Origin of the sequence: Paenibacillus sp. FSL P4-0081, assembly GCF_000758565.1 — a bacterium.
GTDB classification, from domain to species: domain Bacteria; phylum Bacillota; class Bacilli; order Paenibacillales; family Paenibacillaceae; genus Paenibacillus_AQ; species Paenibacillus_AQ phytohabitans.
The window spans coordinates 437,894-455,538 of sequence record NZ_CP009280.1; the positions used below are offsets into that span (position 1 = coordinate 437,894).

Sequence of the window (17,645 nt, forward strand, 5' to 3'; positions counted from 1 at the left end):
AACAGGCAGAGGCAGCAAGGCGTTCCCGGACCGTCCGTGAAGACGGAGACTGGCGGAACGTTTGGCTGCCTCTTTCATATGCGCTACAGGAAAGCGGGTCATAAGGAAGACCGGGAAGTTTAGAGCTGGTTTTTACCGTTGCTGATGGTGAAGACCTCCTGTACGGGCAGGACAAAAATTTTGCCGTCGCCGAATGAGCCATGCTCACCGGTTCTTGCTGTGCGCATAATAATGCTGATGACGTCATCCTTCTCATCATCCTGAATTACGATCATCAGAAGCTTCTTGGAAATTTGATTGTAATGGTTGGTTCCGACCTGGATTCCCTTTTGCTTACCGCGTCCGAGCAGGTCCATTTTGCTGATGGAGGGGAAGCCGGCAAGCAGTAATTCAGCCATGACCTCATCCGCTTTCTCCGGCCGTACTATAGCTTTGATCATTAACATAACGATGCACCCTTTCTACAGCGAATATTGTGTTGTAGGGGGTTGCCAATGTCTTGTTGGCTTACTGTGCAGTGCATTTGCTTAATGGCAACGCTTACAATATGAGTATAATATTAACTGCAGCCGTATCCTGCGAGAAGGATCACAAAATTCGTATGACACAATGTCGCATTGCCGGGGAGCGTCAAAGGGGCTGCTGTATCGCATCCCGGAGGAGGTGCACGGACCCGTCTCCTCCGGTTATTGCGGTACCAGCTTCAGGTAGAGATTCTCCAGCAGCTCTACAGTATGCTGCCATTCGAACATCTGCAGCGCATCGCTCCGCCCCTGCATTCCGATCCTTGCCGCGAGCACAGGATTGCGGCCGATCATCAGCATTCGCTTGGCGAAAGGAGCAGGGTCCCGGTATCTCCCCACTAGATATCCGTTATGGCCGGAATCAATAATCTCCCGGATTCCGCCGTTTCGCGAGGCGATCACCGGAAGTCCCGTGGCCATGGCCTCTACATTCACGAGGCCGAAGGATTCATGCCGCTGGGAAGGACAGATGAAGCAGTCTGCGGCCTGATACAGGCTGTGAATATCCTCATGCGGGATATTCCCCAGGAAAGACACGCGCACACCCAGCCGGCGCGCGAGTACCTTAAGCTGCCGGAGATAAGCCGGCTTGCCGTCTCCGGCGATCACTAGCCGGGCGGGCATATTCCTGTTCAGCCGGTGCATGGCCCGGATCAGCACAGGCACTCCCTTGCGCGGGATTACCCGGCCCACGAACAAGACGGTGAAGCCGGGGGCCAGGCCGTACAGCGCGCGCAGTCGTGCCTTCTCCTGCGCCGGCACGGGGACGAAGCGGGACAGGTCCGCTCCCAGCGGAACAACGCGGAGCTTGCCCGGGATACCGGGGAACCGCCGCACGAGCCGCTGCTGCAGGGAGCGGCTGTTAGCCGCGACAGCGTCCGCCAGGGCGAGGCTGCGGGCGATTCTGGATTCCAGCGGCACGAAGGTCAGGGAATGCAGGAACAGCAGCACCGGAGTGCCGGGGTGCCGCCGTTTGACAGCGGCCAGCAGCAGCGGCCGGTTATCGATCTGAATCAGTTCAAAGGCTTCTGCCGCCTCCAGATATCCGAGAACCGAACTGCGGTACCGGGCAGGGGTGCCGGAAGGAAGGCGGATGAACCTGACCTGCTCTATTTCGTCAATGTCCGGGAGTCCAGGCGATCTCCGGCTCACTATAGTTACCTTGTGCCTTCGGGCAAGCCGCCGGGCAATATTCCAGATGCAGATCTCTACAGAGCCATCCCCTGGAACCGGGAACTGTTCGGGTGCAATGATGCAGATACGCATAGTGAATGCCTCCTCCCGCCGCATGATGATGGTCTTCTTTAACTACCATATGCGCCCTTACGGTTGGAAGATACAGGACAGATAGAGGTTCAAGTGCCGATTTGCTTATGGGTAGCGGTAATAATGGCTGCGATCTTCTGCTCCAGCTCAATAATCTTCAGCTTGCTGGCTGCAATTTGCCGGTAGCCGGAGACCATTGAGGATAAGGATTGGCCGGCCAGGACGGAGTTCTGCTTGCGGACCGCAGCTTTGAAATCGCTCCAGTCTGCGGTAAGCCGTTTGTTCAATGCGGAGGCTGCACTCTTCTGGGATTTCATTGAAATTTGCGCGTTATCCATTCCGGCCAGAATCTTGCGGGCAGCGGCAACCCGCTTGGTGCGTGTATCCTTGGCAGCCTTGAGCAGGGCTTCCTTGTCGCGTATCTCCTGTCGGGCCAACTGTACAAGGAGCTTCATAGCCTCGGACTGGGCCTTCAGTACGGAATTCAGCGTCTTGTCCTTCAGCCCTTTGAGCAGGGAAATCCGTTTGTTGAGCGCACTGTATTGATCGAACAGCGGCTGGTAGCGTTCCTTGGCGCTGCTGACAGCTGCGGTAAGCCGGGCTACGGAAGCCTGGTCTATATTCTTGATAGCCTCGCGGACAACAATCAGCGACTCTGCATTCTGATCATGAAGCGCTCTAATCTGTATCTCCCGGCTGTCATATTGGGCTGACAGGAGGGTTAATTCACTGTACTGGCTCTTCAGCCGGACGCGGATAGTACTATCTGCCGCTGCCGCAGTAAGATCAAAAGACGCCTGAATCGATGCGGTTATTACCGTCGGAGATGCAGAAGCAGACCCGGCCAGGGTGGCCAGGGCAATCAGCAGGGAGAGCAGCGTTATGGCAGCGTTCCTGCACAAATTCCTCATTAATATTCCTCCTCTTGTTTCCGTGTCCCGATAATACACGCAAAAAAGCACCCGCAGTAAAGGCCAATAGGCCTCTATTACGGGTGCTTCCAGCGTAATGAGTCACGGTTATATAATTACCTTTTAATATAGGGCGCATTTCTGGAATAGTCAATATTTACAATTTAAATTTTCCTGATCCAATGGGGGCTGTACGTTTCATTCCCTGCTGCTCTTATCGTATACTGTGAGATATAGAAGGACAAGCGAAGACAACAGAGAGTCTGCAGAAGCGCCGGCTCGAGATGAAGGAGGCCTTGTTTAATGGATAACTTGGCAGAGAATAGAACCATTCTGGATCAAGCATTCCTGATGTCTCCAGTGGGGATGGCTGTGCTGTCTTCTGAAGGGGACCGCTGGGTCATGGTTAACCCTGCTTTTTGCACGATGCTTGGCTGCAGTGAACCGGAATTTCTCGCGGGCGCTTTATCCGGGACAGGCCGGGTCCGGCTGGAAGAGCAGGGGGGATTCTCTTTACCCGAAATCATGAAGGAGCTGTCGCAGACCAACGGGCAGCCCCTTGTGAAAGAGCTGCGTTTCCCTGGCAGCGGCGGGAGGAAGCTCTGGCTCTCCCTTACGTTTGTTCCGGCAGAAGCAGGCCGGATGGACCAGAATATTATTGTATATGCACAGGATGTTACGGACCGCAAGATTGCTGACCAGCTGACAGTAGACAGCCGCGATCTGTACAACTTATTTATAAAAGATGATCAGAGCATGATTTCCTTCTCGCTGCCGGACGGGACGTTAAGCTTTATTTCCCCCTCCTCCTTCCCGCAAATTGGATATCTGCCGGAGGAGATGGTTGGAAGAAACCGGGCAGAATTCTATCATCCGGATGATTTTGACGGGATCAGCAGCTCCAACGGCCTGTTGAAGAATGATACTTACAGCCGCCGGCTGCGTCACAAGGAAGGGCATTATTTATGGTTTGAGATGTCTTTTCATGAAATCCGGGACGAGAACGGCGAAATTACGCGAATTATGGGAATCGGGCGTAATGTGACCCGGCGTAAGCAGAGCGAGGAAGCGCTCGCCATCGCCCAGAGGGTAGCCAGAATTGGCTCGTGGGGCTGGGATTTGACCAAGGGAAAGCTGTCATTCTCGGAAGAGGTGCGGCGTATTCTGCAGAATGCTGTCGGGAATGACAATGTGGATTACGAAGCTTTCATGGCTCTGGTTCATCCGGAGGATTTCTCTCTCCTGCAGGCTGCTGTAGAGCGTGCTGTAATCAAGGGCGAGTCCGGGGACACGTCTTACCGGCTGATTCTGCCGAATGGAGATATCCTGGCTGTACACATCCAGTGGGATGTAACCTTCGGACCGGGCGGCCAGCCGGTTCAGCTGATCGGCATGATGCAGGATATTACCGAGCGGATGCAGATGGAGCGGCTGCTGCGGGAGAGCGAACGCAATTACCGCCTGATGTCGGAGAATTCACTCGATCTGATTTCCCGCCACGCCATCAAGGACAGCATCTTCCTGTACTGCTCACCGGCCAGCCAATCACTGCTGGGTTATGAGCCTGAAGAGATGATCGGTACCAGCGCTTATCATTATTTGCATCCGGATGATCTGGAGATGATGAGAGCGATTATGGCTGAAAGCGAAATCTCCGGGTTTATCCGGCCGGTTTCCTACCGCTATCGTCATAAGAACGGCAGCTACATCTGGTTTGAGACGAACAGCCGTTATATTTTTGATGAGCAGGGTCAAGCGGTGGAGATTATTGCCGTCGGCCGGAATATTACAGAACGCAAAGAGTTCGACTCGAAGCTGCAGGAGAGCGAGCAGCGCTACAAATCGTTGTTCGAGTATAATCCTTCCGCGGTATATTCCATGAATCTGCAGGGTGAATATCTCACGGCTAATCCCTATTTGGAGGAGCTTAGCGGGTACTCGCTGGATGAATTGCTGGGTAATTATTTCGGACCGCTCGTGGCGGACAAGGATATCGGGAAGACGATGCATCATTTCACTCTGGCTACCCAAGGCATTCCCCAGAGCTATGACCTTACGCTGATTCATAAGGATGGCCGTCTGGTGGAGATTAACACGATCAATATTCCTATTATTGTGGACAAGCAGGTTGTGGGTGTATATGGAATATCGCGCGACATTACGGACCGTATCCGTTACACCGAGCAGATTGAGAAGCTGGGCAATGACTACACTCTGATCCTGAATGCGGTCTCCGAAGGAATATTCGGTCTGGATACCGAGGGGAAAGTAACCTTTATTAATCCCGCCGGGGCACAGATGCTGGGCTTTGAATATGGAGAGATCACGGGCCATCCTTACCTGGATCACCTTCAACAGACGGCGCTGTACGGCATTCATTACCGGCCGGAGGAATCTCCGCTGATGCGGGCGGTGCGGGCAGGGGAATCTCATCAGAGCAAAGATGCGGTGCTGTGGCGCAAGGACGGCTCCAGCTTTCTGGCCGAATATCAGGTTACCCCTCTGTTTGACAAGGGCGAGCGCAAGGGAGCGGTCGTTGTCTTCCGTGACATTACCGATGAGAAGGAGATTATTAGAGCGAAGGAGCTGGCAGAGAAAGCAGACCAGGCCAAATCGGAATTCCTCGCCATCATGAGCCATGAACTGCGTACGCCGATGAACGGAATTATGGGGATGACAGATCTGCTCATGGAGACGGAGCTTAATGAGGAGCAGCGCGGATATGCTGAGATCATTAGCGACAGCAGCGCGTCCCTGTTATATATTCTTAATGAAATTCTGGATTTCAGCAAAATAGAAGCCGGTAAAATGACGCTTACTCATGAGCCGGTCAGCCTGGAAGGACTGCTTGAAAACGTAACGGAGCTGTTCGCGCCCAAAGCCCGGGAGAAGGGCATTGAACTCTCCTGTCATAAGGCTCCTGATGTGCCAGAGCTGATTATGGGCGATGCCGCCCGCCTGCGCCAGGTGCTGGTGAACCTCGTCAGCAATGCAGTCAAATTCACGGAGGAGGGCCAAGTCTCTATCCGTCTTGGTACGGAATACTGCCGGGACCGCAGGAAGCTGATATTGAAATTCAGTGTGCTGGATACAGGAATCGGAATCCCGCCGGAGAAACAGCCGCTGCTGTTCCAGTCCTTCTCCCAGCTTCATCCGTCAATTAACCGCAAATACGGGGGGACCGGACTGGGCCTCGCGATCTGCAAACGGCTGGTTGAGCTGATGGGCGGAGCGATCACCGTGGAGAGCGTTGAAGGAGAAGGCTCGGATTTCTATTTCACATTGCCTATAGATATTGACATCGATCCTGATGAAGGGTGGGCGGAATCAGCCGATTCTGCTGAATCCAATCAGCATGTATCTGTACCGGTTACCCCGGCAGATCAAGGGGGATCAGCCGGAAGCAGCCTTGCGCCTGAGGCTGACGGCAAGGAACTGCTGCTTCCTGCGCAAGGGGGCCTGCCTGCTGCCAACTTCGGACCTATGAGCATTCTGATCGCGGAGGATCATCCGGTCAATCAGAAGCTGCTGCTGACCATGCTCCGCACAAGAGGATATACTGCTGACCTCGTAGACAACGGCAGCGGGGCACTGCAGGCTGTGCTCCGCAAGCCGTATGATCTTGTATTTATGGATGTGCAAATGCCGGTGATGAGCGGCCTGACGGCAACGGCCAGAATCCGTCAGCAGGCTCCTCCGGATCATCAGCCTTATATCACGGCAGTGACAGCCTATGCCAGGGATGAGGACAGGGAACGCTGCTTCTCGGTCGGTATGGATGACTTTGTCAGCAAGCCGTACCTGACCACAGATATTGAACGCGTATTGCAGCATTGCCGGAATAGGGTATCCCTATGAGCGGACAGCCGTCCAGCCGGCAGTTGAAGGCGGAACCGTATACGCAGTGGGAAACGGGAGTAGCCTCTCCTGCCTCAGCCTGCGGTCCGGCAACTATGGCCGCGCTTATGGAATATTGGCACACGCGTATGGGCAGGCTGTTTATTCCGGGGGCCGGTCATTTTGATTCCAAGGCAGCACATATCAATTACATATACACTCATCATGGCGGAACACCTTGGGGAATGAGTGTGCGCAGCTTCGCCAAAGGTCTCCGGGCCTACATCAGCCATGCTGCTCCGCGCGGGAAGGATAGCTCCAGACTGCTTACGGTTTCCGTATTTAATGATATCGCAAGATACAAAGCCGAGATCGATGCCTCGCGGCCTGTAGCCCTTAAATTTGATAAATGGTTCAGCCTCCGCTGGCGGGGAAGTTATGTCTATGATTATCATTGGGTGCTTGGAATCGGTTATGAGGATAATGCTGATGGCACATGTACGCTGGTTGTCCATGATAATGGGGTGCGGCATCCGGGCCGCGGGTATATTCCCGGCCGCGAGCGGCGCATTTCATATCCAGCGAATCAGGCAATTCTTACAATGGTGGCACTTAACATAGCAGAATCCTCAGAGGCGCCTTAACCGCATAAGGAAGGGCTAACCTGCCGGCTGGATTGCATGACGGGACAGCAGAGAGGTCCGGCCTTCCGGTACTGCATAATACAAACGTTTGCACAAAACGTAAGACTAGGATAAAATTCCATTTATGAAGAATGGATTTAGTGTAACTCCCAGTATAAGCAGACGTATATTTTTATAAAGGGTAAAGGAGGCGGGGGCCTTGTCCGTGCAAAAGGAAATGAAGGAGCCGATCTATTATGGTGATCCGGCGGCTACCAGCGGTATATCCGTGTTTGACCGGGAATTTGATGAACTGTTCAGCTACGACGGAAGCGATCTTGGCTTGAGCTATTCAGTGACCGGCTCGGCGTTCTGTTTATGGGCGCCTACCGCCCAGGAGGCAGAGCTTGTGCTCTATGAATCATGGCAGGAGGCAGCCGGACAGCATATTCCTATGATCCGGGATGTCCGGGGAACCTGGAGAATTACCATTCCCGGTGATCTGAACGGGAAATTCTACACCTACCGTGTGCGGCTGGGCGATTTGTGGAATGAAGCAGCAGATCCCTACGCCCGTGCTGTCGGTGTGAATGGTGACAGAGGTGCAATTCTTGATATGCGTAAGACAGATCCTGAGCATTGGACGCAGGAGCAGCCGCCGCTGGAGGATCCGGTTGATGCGGTGATCTATGAGCTTCATCTGCGCGACCTGTCAATGCATCCCGCCAGCGGGATTACGCATAAAGGACAATATTTAGGCCTGGCAGAAGCCGGTACTCGCGGCCCTGAAGGGATTCCGACCGGCCTTGACCATATTGCCGCCCTTGGGGTGACTCATGTGCAGCTGCTCCCTGTCTACGATTATGCTACGGAGAGCGTGGATGAGACCCGGCTGGATCAGCCGCATTATAACTGGGGATATGATCCCAAGAACTATAATGTGCCTGAAGGCTCCTATGCTACAGACCCGTATGTGCCGGGCCTGCGCATCAAGGAGCTGAAGACTATGATACAGGCGCTGCATGACCGCGGCCTGCGTGTCATTATGGATGTTGTCTACAATCATGTCTATGACGGGTTCCGCGTGAATTTTACCAAGCTGGTTCCCGGCTATTATCTGCGCTATAAAGAGGACGGCCGGCTGTCCAACGGCTCCGGCTGCGGTAACGACACCGCTTCAGAGCGGAAGATGATGTCACGTTTCATCGTGGAGTCGGTAGTCTACTGGGCGGAGGAATATCATATCGACGGCTTCCGCTTCGATCTGATGGGCTTGCTTGATATTGGCACCATGACAGAAATCCGCCGCCGGCTCGATGAGCTTGATCCTTCCCTGATGACTATAGGGGAGGGCTGGGTGATGGATACGGAGCTGGCAGAGGATCTCCGCGCCAACCAGCGCCATGCCAATGAGCTGCCGGGCATCGGACATTTCAACGACGGTTACCGCGATGCGGTCAAAGGCAATATTTTTCTGCATGACCAGAAAGGCTTCATTAGCGGCGGTAGCGGCTTTGAACGGAATGTGAAGGCCGGGATTGCCGGAGGGATCTACTACGGGCCGGGCCTCGGGCAATACGCCCAGGAGCCGCAGCAAAGTGTTAACTATGTGGAGTGCCATGACAACCACACGTTATGGGATAAGCTTCTGCTGTCCACCGGAGGGATAACGGATGAACAGCGCCGCGCCATGCACCACTTGGCCTCAGCGATGATCCTGACCAGCCAGGGGATTCCCTTCATCCATGCCGGACAGGAGTTCATGCGGACCAAGGACGGGATCGAGAACAGCTATAAATCGCCAGTGGAATACAACTGGCTGGACTGGGAACGCTGCGCCGCCCATGCGGAATCTGTAGATTACATGAAGCGGCTGATTGCGCTGCGCGCGGCACGTCCCGCCTTCCGGCTGCGGACCGCCGATGAAATCCGTGACCATCTGGTCTTCGAGGAGTCTCCGGCGCATTCGGTTGCCTTCTCGCTAAGAGATCATGCCGGGGGAGATTCCGCACAGCATCTCTACGTCCTGTACAATGCCAATCCGGATGGAGCCGTTCTTGAGCTGCCTATGCTGGGGGAATGGACGGTTCTGTTCGGCGGGGAGCATGCGGGACAGCTGGACAACGGAATTTTAGCGGCCAGAGGCATTGGAATGGTTGTACTGGCTGTGCTGTAATATACCTGAAAGACAGAACAGGCTGCCCGGGCAGCCTGTTTTTTTGCCTGTTATAAATAAACCTTTTCCCGGGATAAAAACTACTTCATCTGTCGTAGTAATTATGCTACAATGAACCTAATTACTACGACAGATGAAGTATAGGAGGCAGGCAATTGATCAGCAGTGACGTTATCCGGGGATACAACGATACGATGATCCTCTACATGCTTCTGGACGGGGAGTCTTATGGCTATGAGATTTCCAAGAATATACGGAAGCTTTCGGAAGAGAAATACATTATGAAGGAAACTACGCTCTATTCCGCATTCACCCGGCTGGAGAAGAACGGATATATCGATTCATTTTATCTGGATGAGACTTTTGGGAAAAGACGTACTTATTACCGTATCACCCCGCAGGGCCTGGCCTATTACCGCGCCAAATGCGAGGAATGGCAAGTCACGCAAGAAGTCATCAACAAATTCATAAAGGAGCTGTGATGAACTTGGATACAATCGTAGGTTATCTGAACAATATGTTCGCTTCTCTGCCCAGAACGGAACAGATGTATAAGCTGAAGCAGGAGCTGCTTGGCAACATGGAGGAGAAGTATCACGAACTGAAGGATGACGGGAAGTCGGAGAACGAGGCGGTAGGTATCGTCATTTCCGAATTCGGCAATATTGATGAGCTGATCAGCGAGCTGGGCATCGGGGAGGTCCGTAAGGAAGAGCTGGTTCCGATGCTTACTGAAATGGAGACGGAGGAATTCATTGCTGCCAAAAGGAGATCAGGGCTGCTTATAGGTCTGGGCACAGGGCTGATTATGGTGGGCGCCGGTCTGCTCATTCTGATTGCGGGTCTTGGGGAGAACGGGTTCATGAGCTCTGTCTTTTCGGAGGATGCGATGAGCATGATCGGGGTAGGCTTTCTGTTAGTTCTGCTGGTTCCGGCCATTGCGATGTTTATTTACAGCGGCATGCGAATGGAAAAGTATAAATATTTGGAGTCCGGGTTTCATCTGCCTTACCATCTGGAAGCGGATATTCAGCAGAGGCAGTCCGGTTTTGCCGCAACGTATATGCTGTCGCTCATCATGGGAGTCAGCTTGTGCGTATTATCGCCAATTGCTATTTTTGTAGCTTCAGCCTTTGGGGATGATGCCTCCTCGTATGGGGTTGTGGTGCTGCTGGCCGTTGTGGCTGTAGCTGTATTCCTCTTTGTCTATTACGGAAATATCCGGGGAGCGTATCAGATGCTGCTGAAGACCGGGGATTTCAGTAAAGAAAAGAAGGAAGAGGACCGGGTCATCGGTGCAGTAGCCTCCATCGTCTGGCCGCTGGTTACCTGCGTCTTTCTGGTCAGCGGGTTTGTGTACGATCAGTGGCACATCAACTGGATCGTGTTTCCTGTAACAGGGATTCTGTTCGGGGTATTCAGCTCCGCCTACAATATTCTTAAGAGGAAAGACGCAGCCTGAGTTCCGGTGCCGAACCGTTTGCTGTAAAAGGTGACATTGCTCATGTTCGCGCTTAGCGGATAGATGTTAATATGAAGGCATTTATTCCCCTTATTACAACCGTGCAAGAGCCTGTACCGGGGTGATTCCATACCCCTGTGCAGCCTCTTGCTTCGCTGCTTTACAGTGACAGAATGACGGCTGGCGACAGAAGAGTAGGTTTCTTTTTGGAGCCAAATGTGGGCATGAATGCCGCTTTTTATAGTTTCGGCGGCCAATCAGAGAGACTCGGAGGAGACAGGAATGGGTAAAGCAACCGGATTTTTAGAATATCAGCGGCGTACGCCTGCGGAGTGCGAGCCTTTGGAACGGATTAAGAATTGGAATGAGTTTTCGGTGCCGCTGGAGGAAGACCAGCTGCGGGAGCAAGGTGCCCGCTGCATGGATTGCGGAACACCGTTCTGTCATGTAGGACGTCTGCTGAGCGGAATGGCCAGCGGCTGCCCGCTGCACAACCTCATTCCGGAATGGAATGACATGGTATACCGCGGTAACTGGGAGGTAGCGCTGAAACGGCTGCATAAGACGAATAACTTCCCTGAATTTACAGGACGCGTCTGTCCTGCGCCTTGTGAAGGCGCTTGTACCGTTGGTAAGAATGGCGATCCGGTAACGATTAAATCCATTGAGAAGTCGATTGTAGATAAAGGTTTTGCCGAAGGCTGGATTGTACCTGAGCCGCCGCTTACCCGTACGGGTAAAAAGGTTGCGGTCGTCGGTTCCGGACCTGCGGGGCTTGCCTGTGCAGCGCAGCTTAACAAGGCGGGACACACGGTGACGGTATATGAGCGGGCGGACCGGATTGGCGGTCTGTTGACCTACGGCATTCCGAACATGAAGCTGGATAAGAAGAAGGTTCAGCGCCGGGTGGATCTGCTGACAGCGGAAGGGATTACCTTCGTAACCCGGACCGAGATCGGCCGGGATATCCCTGCAGCCCAGCTGCTGGAGGAGCATGATGCCGTAGTTCTCTGCGGCGGATCTACCAAGGCGCGGGAGCTTCCGCTGGAAGGCCGGGAGCTGCAGGGCATCCATCAGGCGATGGAGTTCCTGACCCTGAATACGAAGAGCCTGCTGGATTCCGGGCTGGCTGACGGTGAATATCTGTCGGCGGCGGGCAAGGATGTTGTTGTTATCGGCGGAGGCGATACAGGTACAGACTGTGTAGCTACCTCTATCCGCCATGGTTGTCGAAGCGTTATCCAGCTCGAAATTATGCCGCAGTCACCGCTAACCCGCCAGCCGGGCAATCCTTGGCCGGAGTGGCCGAAGGTGCTGAAGGTGGACTACGGGCAGCAGGAGGCCGCTTCCCTATATGAAGAAGATCCGCGCCGCTATCTTGTGAACACTAAGCGCTTCGCCGGCGATGAGAACGGACATGTGCAGGAGCTGCACACCGTGCGCATTGAATGGAAGCGTACGGAGGACGGCCGGATGGTACCGGTTGAAGTTCCGGGCAGTGAAGAGGTTATCCAGGCGCAGCTGGTGCTGCTGGCGCTGGGCTTCACCGGACCGGAGGAAACGGTACTTGGACAGCTTGGTGTAGAACGCGATGAGCGTTCCAATGTTAAGGCTGAATTTGGCGCGCAGGCCACGAGTGTGGCGGGTGTCTTCGCGGCCGGCGACATGCGGCGCGGCCAGAGTCTTGTGGTCTGGGCAATTAACGAGGGCCGTCAGGCCGCCCGTGAAGTGGACCGCTTCCTGATGGGCTCGTCCAACCTGCCATGAGGAGCTTTTAGATATACGAGTAAGCGGAGTTAACAGCAGGGCGCCCCGCCGGGGCGTCTTGCTTTGCGTTGACCGGGCGGGGGCGTTTACAATGGATGCATGGAATTACCCCATTCCTCCTGTTTGATTCGTTGCTGGCAGACCCAGAACCGGAGATTCTTAAGTTCATATTGCACAGGCATAATTGTTGTACGTATTGCAACTTTAATTGGGCGATACCGGGGTGTTTGGGAGGATTGTTGTATGAAATACAGCAATTGTCCCGCAAAGCCGCCTGGTGGAGAGCAATTGCTGCCTTTTGTACAACAATTTCCGATTACGCCCGATATTATGAGGAGAATATTGTATTTCGTGCAGGATTCCACCACTAACAGTGGGGAGTCCAAAATTCCTGTGGCAGCAGAGGCTGGGATTTCAAAAAAATACCCGGACATCATTAAGCTAAAGCTATATAACGGAGAGGAAGAACAAAGATGAAACTAATGTTTATTTCCGATATTCACGGGTCGCTGCACTGGCTGGAGCAGGCATTGGCCAAGGCGGAGGAGGAGCAGCCGCACACGCTGGTTATTCTGGGAGACTTCCTGTATCACGGGCCGAGAAATCCGCTGCCGGAGGGATATAATCCCCAGGGCGTTGCTGACAGGCTGAATGCTTATGGTAAATCGCTGGTTGCCGTAAGAGGTAACTGTGATGCTGAAGTAGACCAGATGCTGCTGCAGTTCCCGATGATGGGCGACTACGTAATGATTCTCCATGAGGGCCGGAAGATTTACGCTACGCACGGGCATGGATTCAGCATCGATAACTTGCCGGCGCTGTCCCCGCAGGATGTGTTCATCCAGGGACATACGCATCTGCCGGTGGCGGATGTGAAGGAGGGTATTGTTGTGCTTAACCCCGGATCGATCTCCCTGCCCAAAGAGAACAATCCCAATTCTTACGGAATCCTGGACAATGGTGAATTCAGCATCAAGGATTTTGCGGGCAATGTCATTAAGCATATTACACTGTAAAATAGCAGCATAACGCTAATCCCTCTGGATATTTCCAGGGGGATTATTGCGGTCAGGCAATTGAGCACACAGGCATATTATTGTATGATGGGTGAGGAGCTTGCGGCTAACAGGGCAGCTTCAAATATAAACGGCAGAGGTAACTAAATGACGTATCCCAAAGATTTAAACTATACAATGCCGGCGGAATGGGCCGAGCATGAACGGACCTTCATCTCCTGGCCGGTGCAGGACTCTATGGTATATCCGGACAACCATGCGGCGGTAAGTGCGGGTTATGCCGAGATTATCAGAGCCATTGCCGAGTTCGAGCCGGTAACGGTGATTGTGAACCCTGATGATATGGAGACAGTAGAACAGCTCGGACTTGGGGCTAATGTGACGCTGCTGCCTATCAAGCACAATGATGCCTGGCTGCGCGATAACGGGCCGACCTTTGTAGTGAATGCTGAAGGCAAGCTTGCCGGTGTGAACTGGAAGTTCAATGCCTGGGGCGGCAAATATTCGCCATGGGATCTTGACGATAAGGTAGCTCCGCAAATTCTGGAGCAGCTTGAGATCAGCAGCTTCGATGCACCGCTTGTCATGGAGGGCGGATCGATTCATACCGACGGCGAAGGCACACTGCTGACTACCGAAGAATGCCTGCTGAACACGAACCGCAATCCTGAGCTGAACCGGGAAGAGATTGCCGGCTTAGTGAAGCAATATACGGGAACTGAGTCGATCATCTGGCTGAAGCGCGGCCTCAGCGGGGACGAGACGGACGGTCATGTCGATAACATCGCCTGCTTTGCCGCGCCGGGCAAGGTGATCATCCAGGTCTGCGGGGACCCGCAGGATGAGAACTATGCCATTTCGGAGGAGAACCTGCGTATTCTGGAGCAGGCTACCGATGCCAAGGGACGGAAGCTGGAGATTATCCGCATTCAGCAGCCGCCCCGTGTAGATTATGAAGGCAGCCGGTTGACCCTGAGCTATCTGAATTTCTATTTTGTAAACGGCGGGATTATACTGCCGGTATTCGGCGGTACGGCGGCAGAGACAGACAGGCTTGCCGAAGAGACGCTTGCCGGACTGTTCCCGGAACGCAGAATTCGCACAGTGAACGGAATGGCCGTAATTGGTGAAGGCGGGAACGTGCACTGCACCACCCAACAGATGCCTGCTGTGAACTAAGCTGTAACTTGAAGTTGAACTTACTAACAACATAAAGGGCAAAAGTAACGGAGGGGAATTTTGGAACCGGAAGGAGCGAAAGCGGCCGGAAGTCCAAACATTCAACGCAGTTACACTTCGCCCAGATGGGAATTTAAAGTTCATAATGGGAGGAACAACTGTGAGAAAAGTAAAAGTAGCCGCAACACAAATGAGCTGTTCCGGCGACATTGATGAGAATATCCGCAAGGCCGAGACGCTGGTCAGAAAAGCGGCAGCCCAGGGCGCGCAGATTATTCTGCTGCAGGAGCTGTTTGAGACACCGTATTTCTGCCAGAAGGAGAAATCCGATTATTACGCCTATGCCACCGAGCTAGAGCACAACAAGGCTGTGAACCATTTCAAGGCGATAGCCAAAGAACTCGAAGTGGTGCTGCCGATCAGCTTTTATGAGAAAAAGAACTACGCGCGTTATAACTCGCTGGCCGTGATTGATGCCGACGGAACGGTGATGGGCAAATACCGCAAGAGCCATATTCCTGACGGCCCCGGCTATGAAGAGAAGTTCTACTTCAACCCGGGCGATACCGGCTTCAAGGTGTGGAATACCCGTTATGCCAAAATCGGCGTCGGCGTCTGCTGGGATCAATGGTATCCGGAAGCAGCGCGGGTAATGAGTCTGATGGGGGCGGAGATTCTGTTCTACCCTACAGCTATCGGCTCGGAGCCGCAGGACGGCTCGATCGATTCCAAGGATCACTGGCAGACCTGCATGCTGGGTCATGCAGCTGCTAACCTGATTCCTGTCGTCGCCTCCAACCGGATCGGTGAGGAGATTGACGAGGATTCCAGCATTAACTTCTACGGCTCTTCGTTCATTGCCGGCCCGCAGGGCAATAAGATTGCCGAAGCCGGGCGCGATGAGCAGGGTGTACTGGTCAGTGAATTCGACCTTGATGCGCTTGAGGTTGGCCGGATCGAATGGGGAATCTTCCGCGACCGCCGTCCGGAGCTGTACCGGCTGATTGCTTCATATGACGGGGACCTGACGTTCTGATTGGAAATGAATGAAGTGAATAACAGTTATGATAGCAAGCAGCCAGGACGCTGCCGGGGATATCACTCTCCGGACAGCCTCCTGGCTGCTTTTTATATGAAGATAGACCTGAATTCTAAGATTAGGCAGCTGTAAATGTTACAATACATCGATATTATGTCATGTTATATAACATACACAGGAAAAGTTAATTGTCACCATCGCTTTAATCTGATAAAATCTCTTTAAGTTATTTTATAAATAAGTAGGGGGATTGGAGCATGGGAATCAGAAAAAAATGGGCAATGTCAGGTATGGTGGCATTCCTGGTCCTGGCAATGGTCGGCTGTGGTTCGGATAATAACGCAGGCAGCGGCAATGCGGCCGGAGAGAGCATCAAGTTCGCCAGCGATGCCAGTTATGCACCTATGGAGTATATGGATACAGACACTATCAAGGGTTTTGACATTGATTTCATTAAAGCGGTTATGGAGGAAGCGGGTATCGATTACACCGTGACCAACACAGGCTGGGATACGATGCTGACCAGTGTTCAGCAAGGCACTGAATATCAGGCGGGGCTATCTTCGGTATCCATTACAGATGAGCGCAAGGAAACCTATGACTACTCCATTCCTTATTTCGAATCCACGAACATGATCATGGTTAAGGAAGGCAGCGATATCAAGTCTGCTCTTGATTTGAAGGATAAGAAGGTTGCCGTTCAGGCAGCAACAACTGCGGATGATCTCATGAGCGGCATTATGGGGATCGACAACGGCAATCTGAAGCGTTATGACAGCAATGCCGTAGCCCTGATGGAGCTGAACGGCGGCGGAGCGGATGCGGTGGTTGCGGATATCGCCATCGTGAACGAATACATCAAGAACAATCCGAATGAGAAGCTGACCGGTATCATCGACAAGGAGAACTTCGGTTCCGAATATTACGGTATCCTCTATCCTAAGGGCAGTGAATGGAAAGCCAAGCTGGACCCGGCGATCAAGAAGATCATCGAGAACGGCAAATATGCGGAAATCTACAAAGAATGGTTCGGCGATGAGCCGGATACGGCCACACTTTTGAGCGCAGAGTAAGCGGAGTAACAATTAAGCATGCGTAATGATTGCTATTGCGCATGCTTCTTTTTTTGAAACACAAGAGAAACATAGAGAAAGCTATAAGCAGAAGAGAAGGGAAGAGTTCTATGGATTTCAGATTCGACATCATCGTTCATTATTTACCGGTTTTACTTAAGGGGACCCTGTTCACCATAGGCGTATCGCTGGTTTCGATCCTGTGCGGGTCCATCCTGGGACTGGTTATCGGGTTCGGCAAAATGGCACCCAGATGGTATTTCCGCTGGCCGTTTCATGCGTATATCAACATCTTCCGCGGAACACCGCTGTACGTCCAGATTCTGATCGTCCATTTCGGGCTGATTCCCTTGTTCTATGGTAAAACCTATGCGCTGATGAGCGCATTTGTAGCGCTCTCGCTCAATTCCGCGGCGTATTCCGCTGAAATTTTCCGTGCCGGCATCCAGTCAATTGACCCCGGACAACGGGAAGCCGCCCTGTCACTCGGGATGACCAAACTCCAGGCGATGCGCTTCATTATTCTGCCTCAGGCCATCAAACGGATGGTTCCGGCGTTCGGGAATGAATTCATCGTCCTCGTTAAGGATTCCTCGCTGCTGGCGCTGATTGCTGCACCGGAGATTATGTACTGGAGCAACACTATGAAGGGCCAATATCTGCGGATCTGGGAGCCTTATCTGACCGCTGCACTGATCTATTTCATTCTGACCTACTCCCTCAGCAAGCTGCTTAATTATATCGAACGGAAGGTGTAACCCTATATGGAGCC

The 17,645-nt window shown here is 53.0% G+C and carries 15 protein-coding genes; 12 read left to right on the top strand and 3 right to left on the bottom strand.

From position 1 onward, the window contains the following. Positions 1-119: 119 nt before the first annotated feature. The 3 genes from P40081_RS02000 to P40081_RS02010 all read right to left on the bottom strand — a co-directional run bounded on the left by P40081_RS02000 (position 120) and on the right by P40081_RS02010 (position 2,701). Positions 120-446, bottom strand: a complete 327-nt coding sequence (locus P40081_RS02000; RefSeq protein ID WP_039300108.1) for a P-II family nitrogen regulator — start codon at positions 444-446, stop codon at positions 120-122. A gap of 240 nt (positions 447-686) precedes the next feature. Then, positions 687-1,790 carry a glycosyltransferase family 4 protein gene (locus P40081_RS02005; RefSeq protein WP_042132961.1) on the bottom strand — a complete coding sequence of 368 codons (1,104 nt, stop codon included), beginning with the start codon at positions 1,788-1,790 and terminating at the stop codon, positions 687-689. An 89-nt stretch (positions 1,791-1,879) separates the two neighbouring features. Continuing rightward, on the bottom strand, positions 1,880-2,701 hold the full coding sequence (locus P40081_RS02010) for a hypothetical protein (RefSeq protein WP_052421636.1): 822 nt from the start codon (positions 2,699-2,701) through the stop codon (positions 1,880-1,882). A gap of 303 nt (positions 2,702-3,004) precedes the next feature. Between P40081_RS02010 and P40081_RS02015 the strand changes: the two genes are divergently transcribed. The 12 genes from P40081_RS02015 to P40081_RS02070 all read left to right on the top strand — a co-directional run bounded on the left by P40081_RS02015 (position 3,005) and on the right by P40081_RS02070 (position 17,631). Further along, positions 3,005-6,559: a PAS domain-containing hybrid sensor histidine kinase/response regulator gene (locus P40081_RS02015; RefSeq protein WP_042132963.1), complete on the top strand. Its 3,555-nt coding sequence runs from the start codon at positions 3,005-3,007 to the stop codon at positions 6,557-6,559. Then, on the top strand, positions 6,556-7,182 hold the full coding sequence (locus tag P40081_RS02020) for a C39 family peptidase (protein WP_042132965.1): 627 nt from the start codon (positions 6,556-6,558) through the stop codon (positions 7,180-7,182). The genes P40081_RS02015 and P40081_RS02020 overlap by 4 nt, the downstream gene beginning before the upstream one ends. A gap of 199 nt (positions 7,183-7,381) precedes the next feature. Continuing rightward, positions 7,382-9,337, top strand: a complete 1,956-nt coding sequence (gene pulA, locus P40081_RS02025) for a type I pullulanase (protein ID WP_042132967.1) — start codon at positions 7,382-7,384, stop codon at positions 9,335-9,337. Between the two features lie 155 nt (positions 9,338-9,492). Next, positions 9,493-9,819, top strand: a complete 327-nt coding sequence (locus P40081_RS02030) for a PadR family transcriptional regulator (RefSeq protein WP_042132969.1) — start codon at positions 9,493-9,495, stop codon at positions 9,817-9,819. 5 nt (positions 9,820-9,824) lie between these two features. Further along, entirely contained in the window at positions 9,825-10,799 is a 975-nt protein-coding gene (locus tag P40081_RS02035; RefSeq protein WP_042140672.1) for a permease prefix domain 1-containing protein, read from the top strand. 282 nt (positions 10,800-11,081) lie between these two features. After that, positions 11,082-12,566, top strand: a complete 1,485-nt coding sequence (locus tag P40081_RS02040; RefSeq protein ID WP_042132970.1) for a glutamate synthase subunit beta — start codon at positions 11,082-11,084, stop codon at positions 12,564-12,566. 243 nt (positions 12,567-12,809) lie between these two features. Then, on the top strand, positions 12,810-13,043 hold the full coding sequence (locus tag P40081_RS02045) for a hypothetical protein (RefSeq protein WP_042132972.1): 234 nt from the start codon (positions 12,810-12,812) through the stop codon (positions 13,041-13,043). After that, positions 13,040-13,582, top strand: a complete 543-nt coding sequence (gene yfcE, locus P40081_RS02050) for a phosphodiesterase (RefSeq protein ID WP_042132974.1) — start codon at positions 13,040-13,042, stop codon at positions 13,580-13,582. Before P40081_RS02045 ends, yfcE begins: the two co-directional genes overlap by 4 nt. Before the next feature lie 147 nt (positions 13,583-13,729). Further along, positions 13,730-14,761: an agmatine deiminase family protein gene (locus tag P40081_RS02055; RefSeq protein ID WP_042132976.1), complete on the top strand. Its 1,032-nt coding sequence runs from the start codon at positions 13,730-13,732 to the stop codon at positions 14,759-14,761. Between the two features lie 160 nt (positions 14,762-14,921). Beyond that, the gene (gene aguB / locus P40081_RS02060; protein ID WP_042132978.1) at positions 14,922-15,797 is read left to right on the top strand and encodes an N-carbamoylputrescine amidase; all 876 of its coding nucleotides are present in this window, start codon (positions 14,922-14,924) and stop codon (positions 15,795-15,797) included. Positions 15,798-16,057: 260 nt separating this feature from the next. Then, positions 16,058-16,873: a transporter substrate-binding domain-containing protein gene (locus P40081_RS02065; RefSeq protein WP_081969796.1), complete on the top strand. Its 816-nt coding sequence runs from the start codon at positions 16,058-16,060 to the stop codon at positions 16,871-16,873. A 110-nt stretch (positions 16,874-16,983) separates the two neighbouring features. Further along, positions 16,984-17,631: an amino acid ABC transporter permease gene (locus tag P40081_RS02070; RefSeq protein WP_039299378.1), complete on the top strand. Its 648-nt coding sequence runs from the start codon at positions 16,984-16,986 to the stop codon at positions 17,629-17,631. The last annotated feature ends 14 nt before the right edge of the window (positions 17,632-17,645 follow it).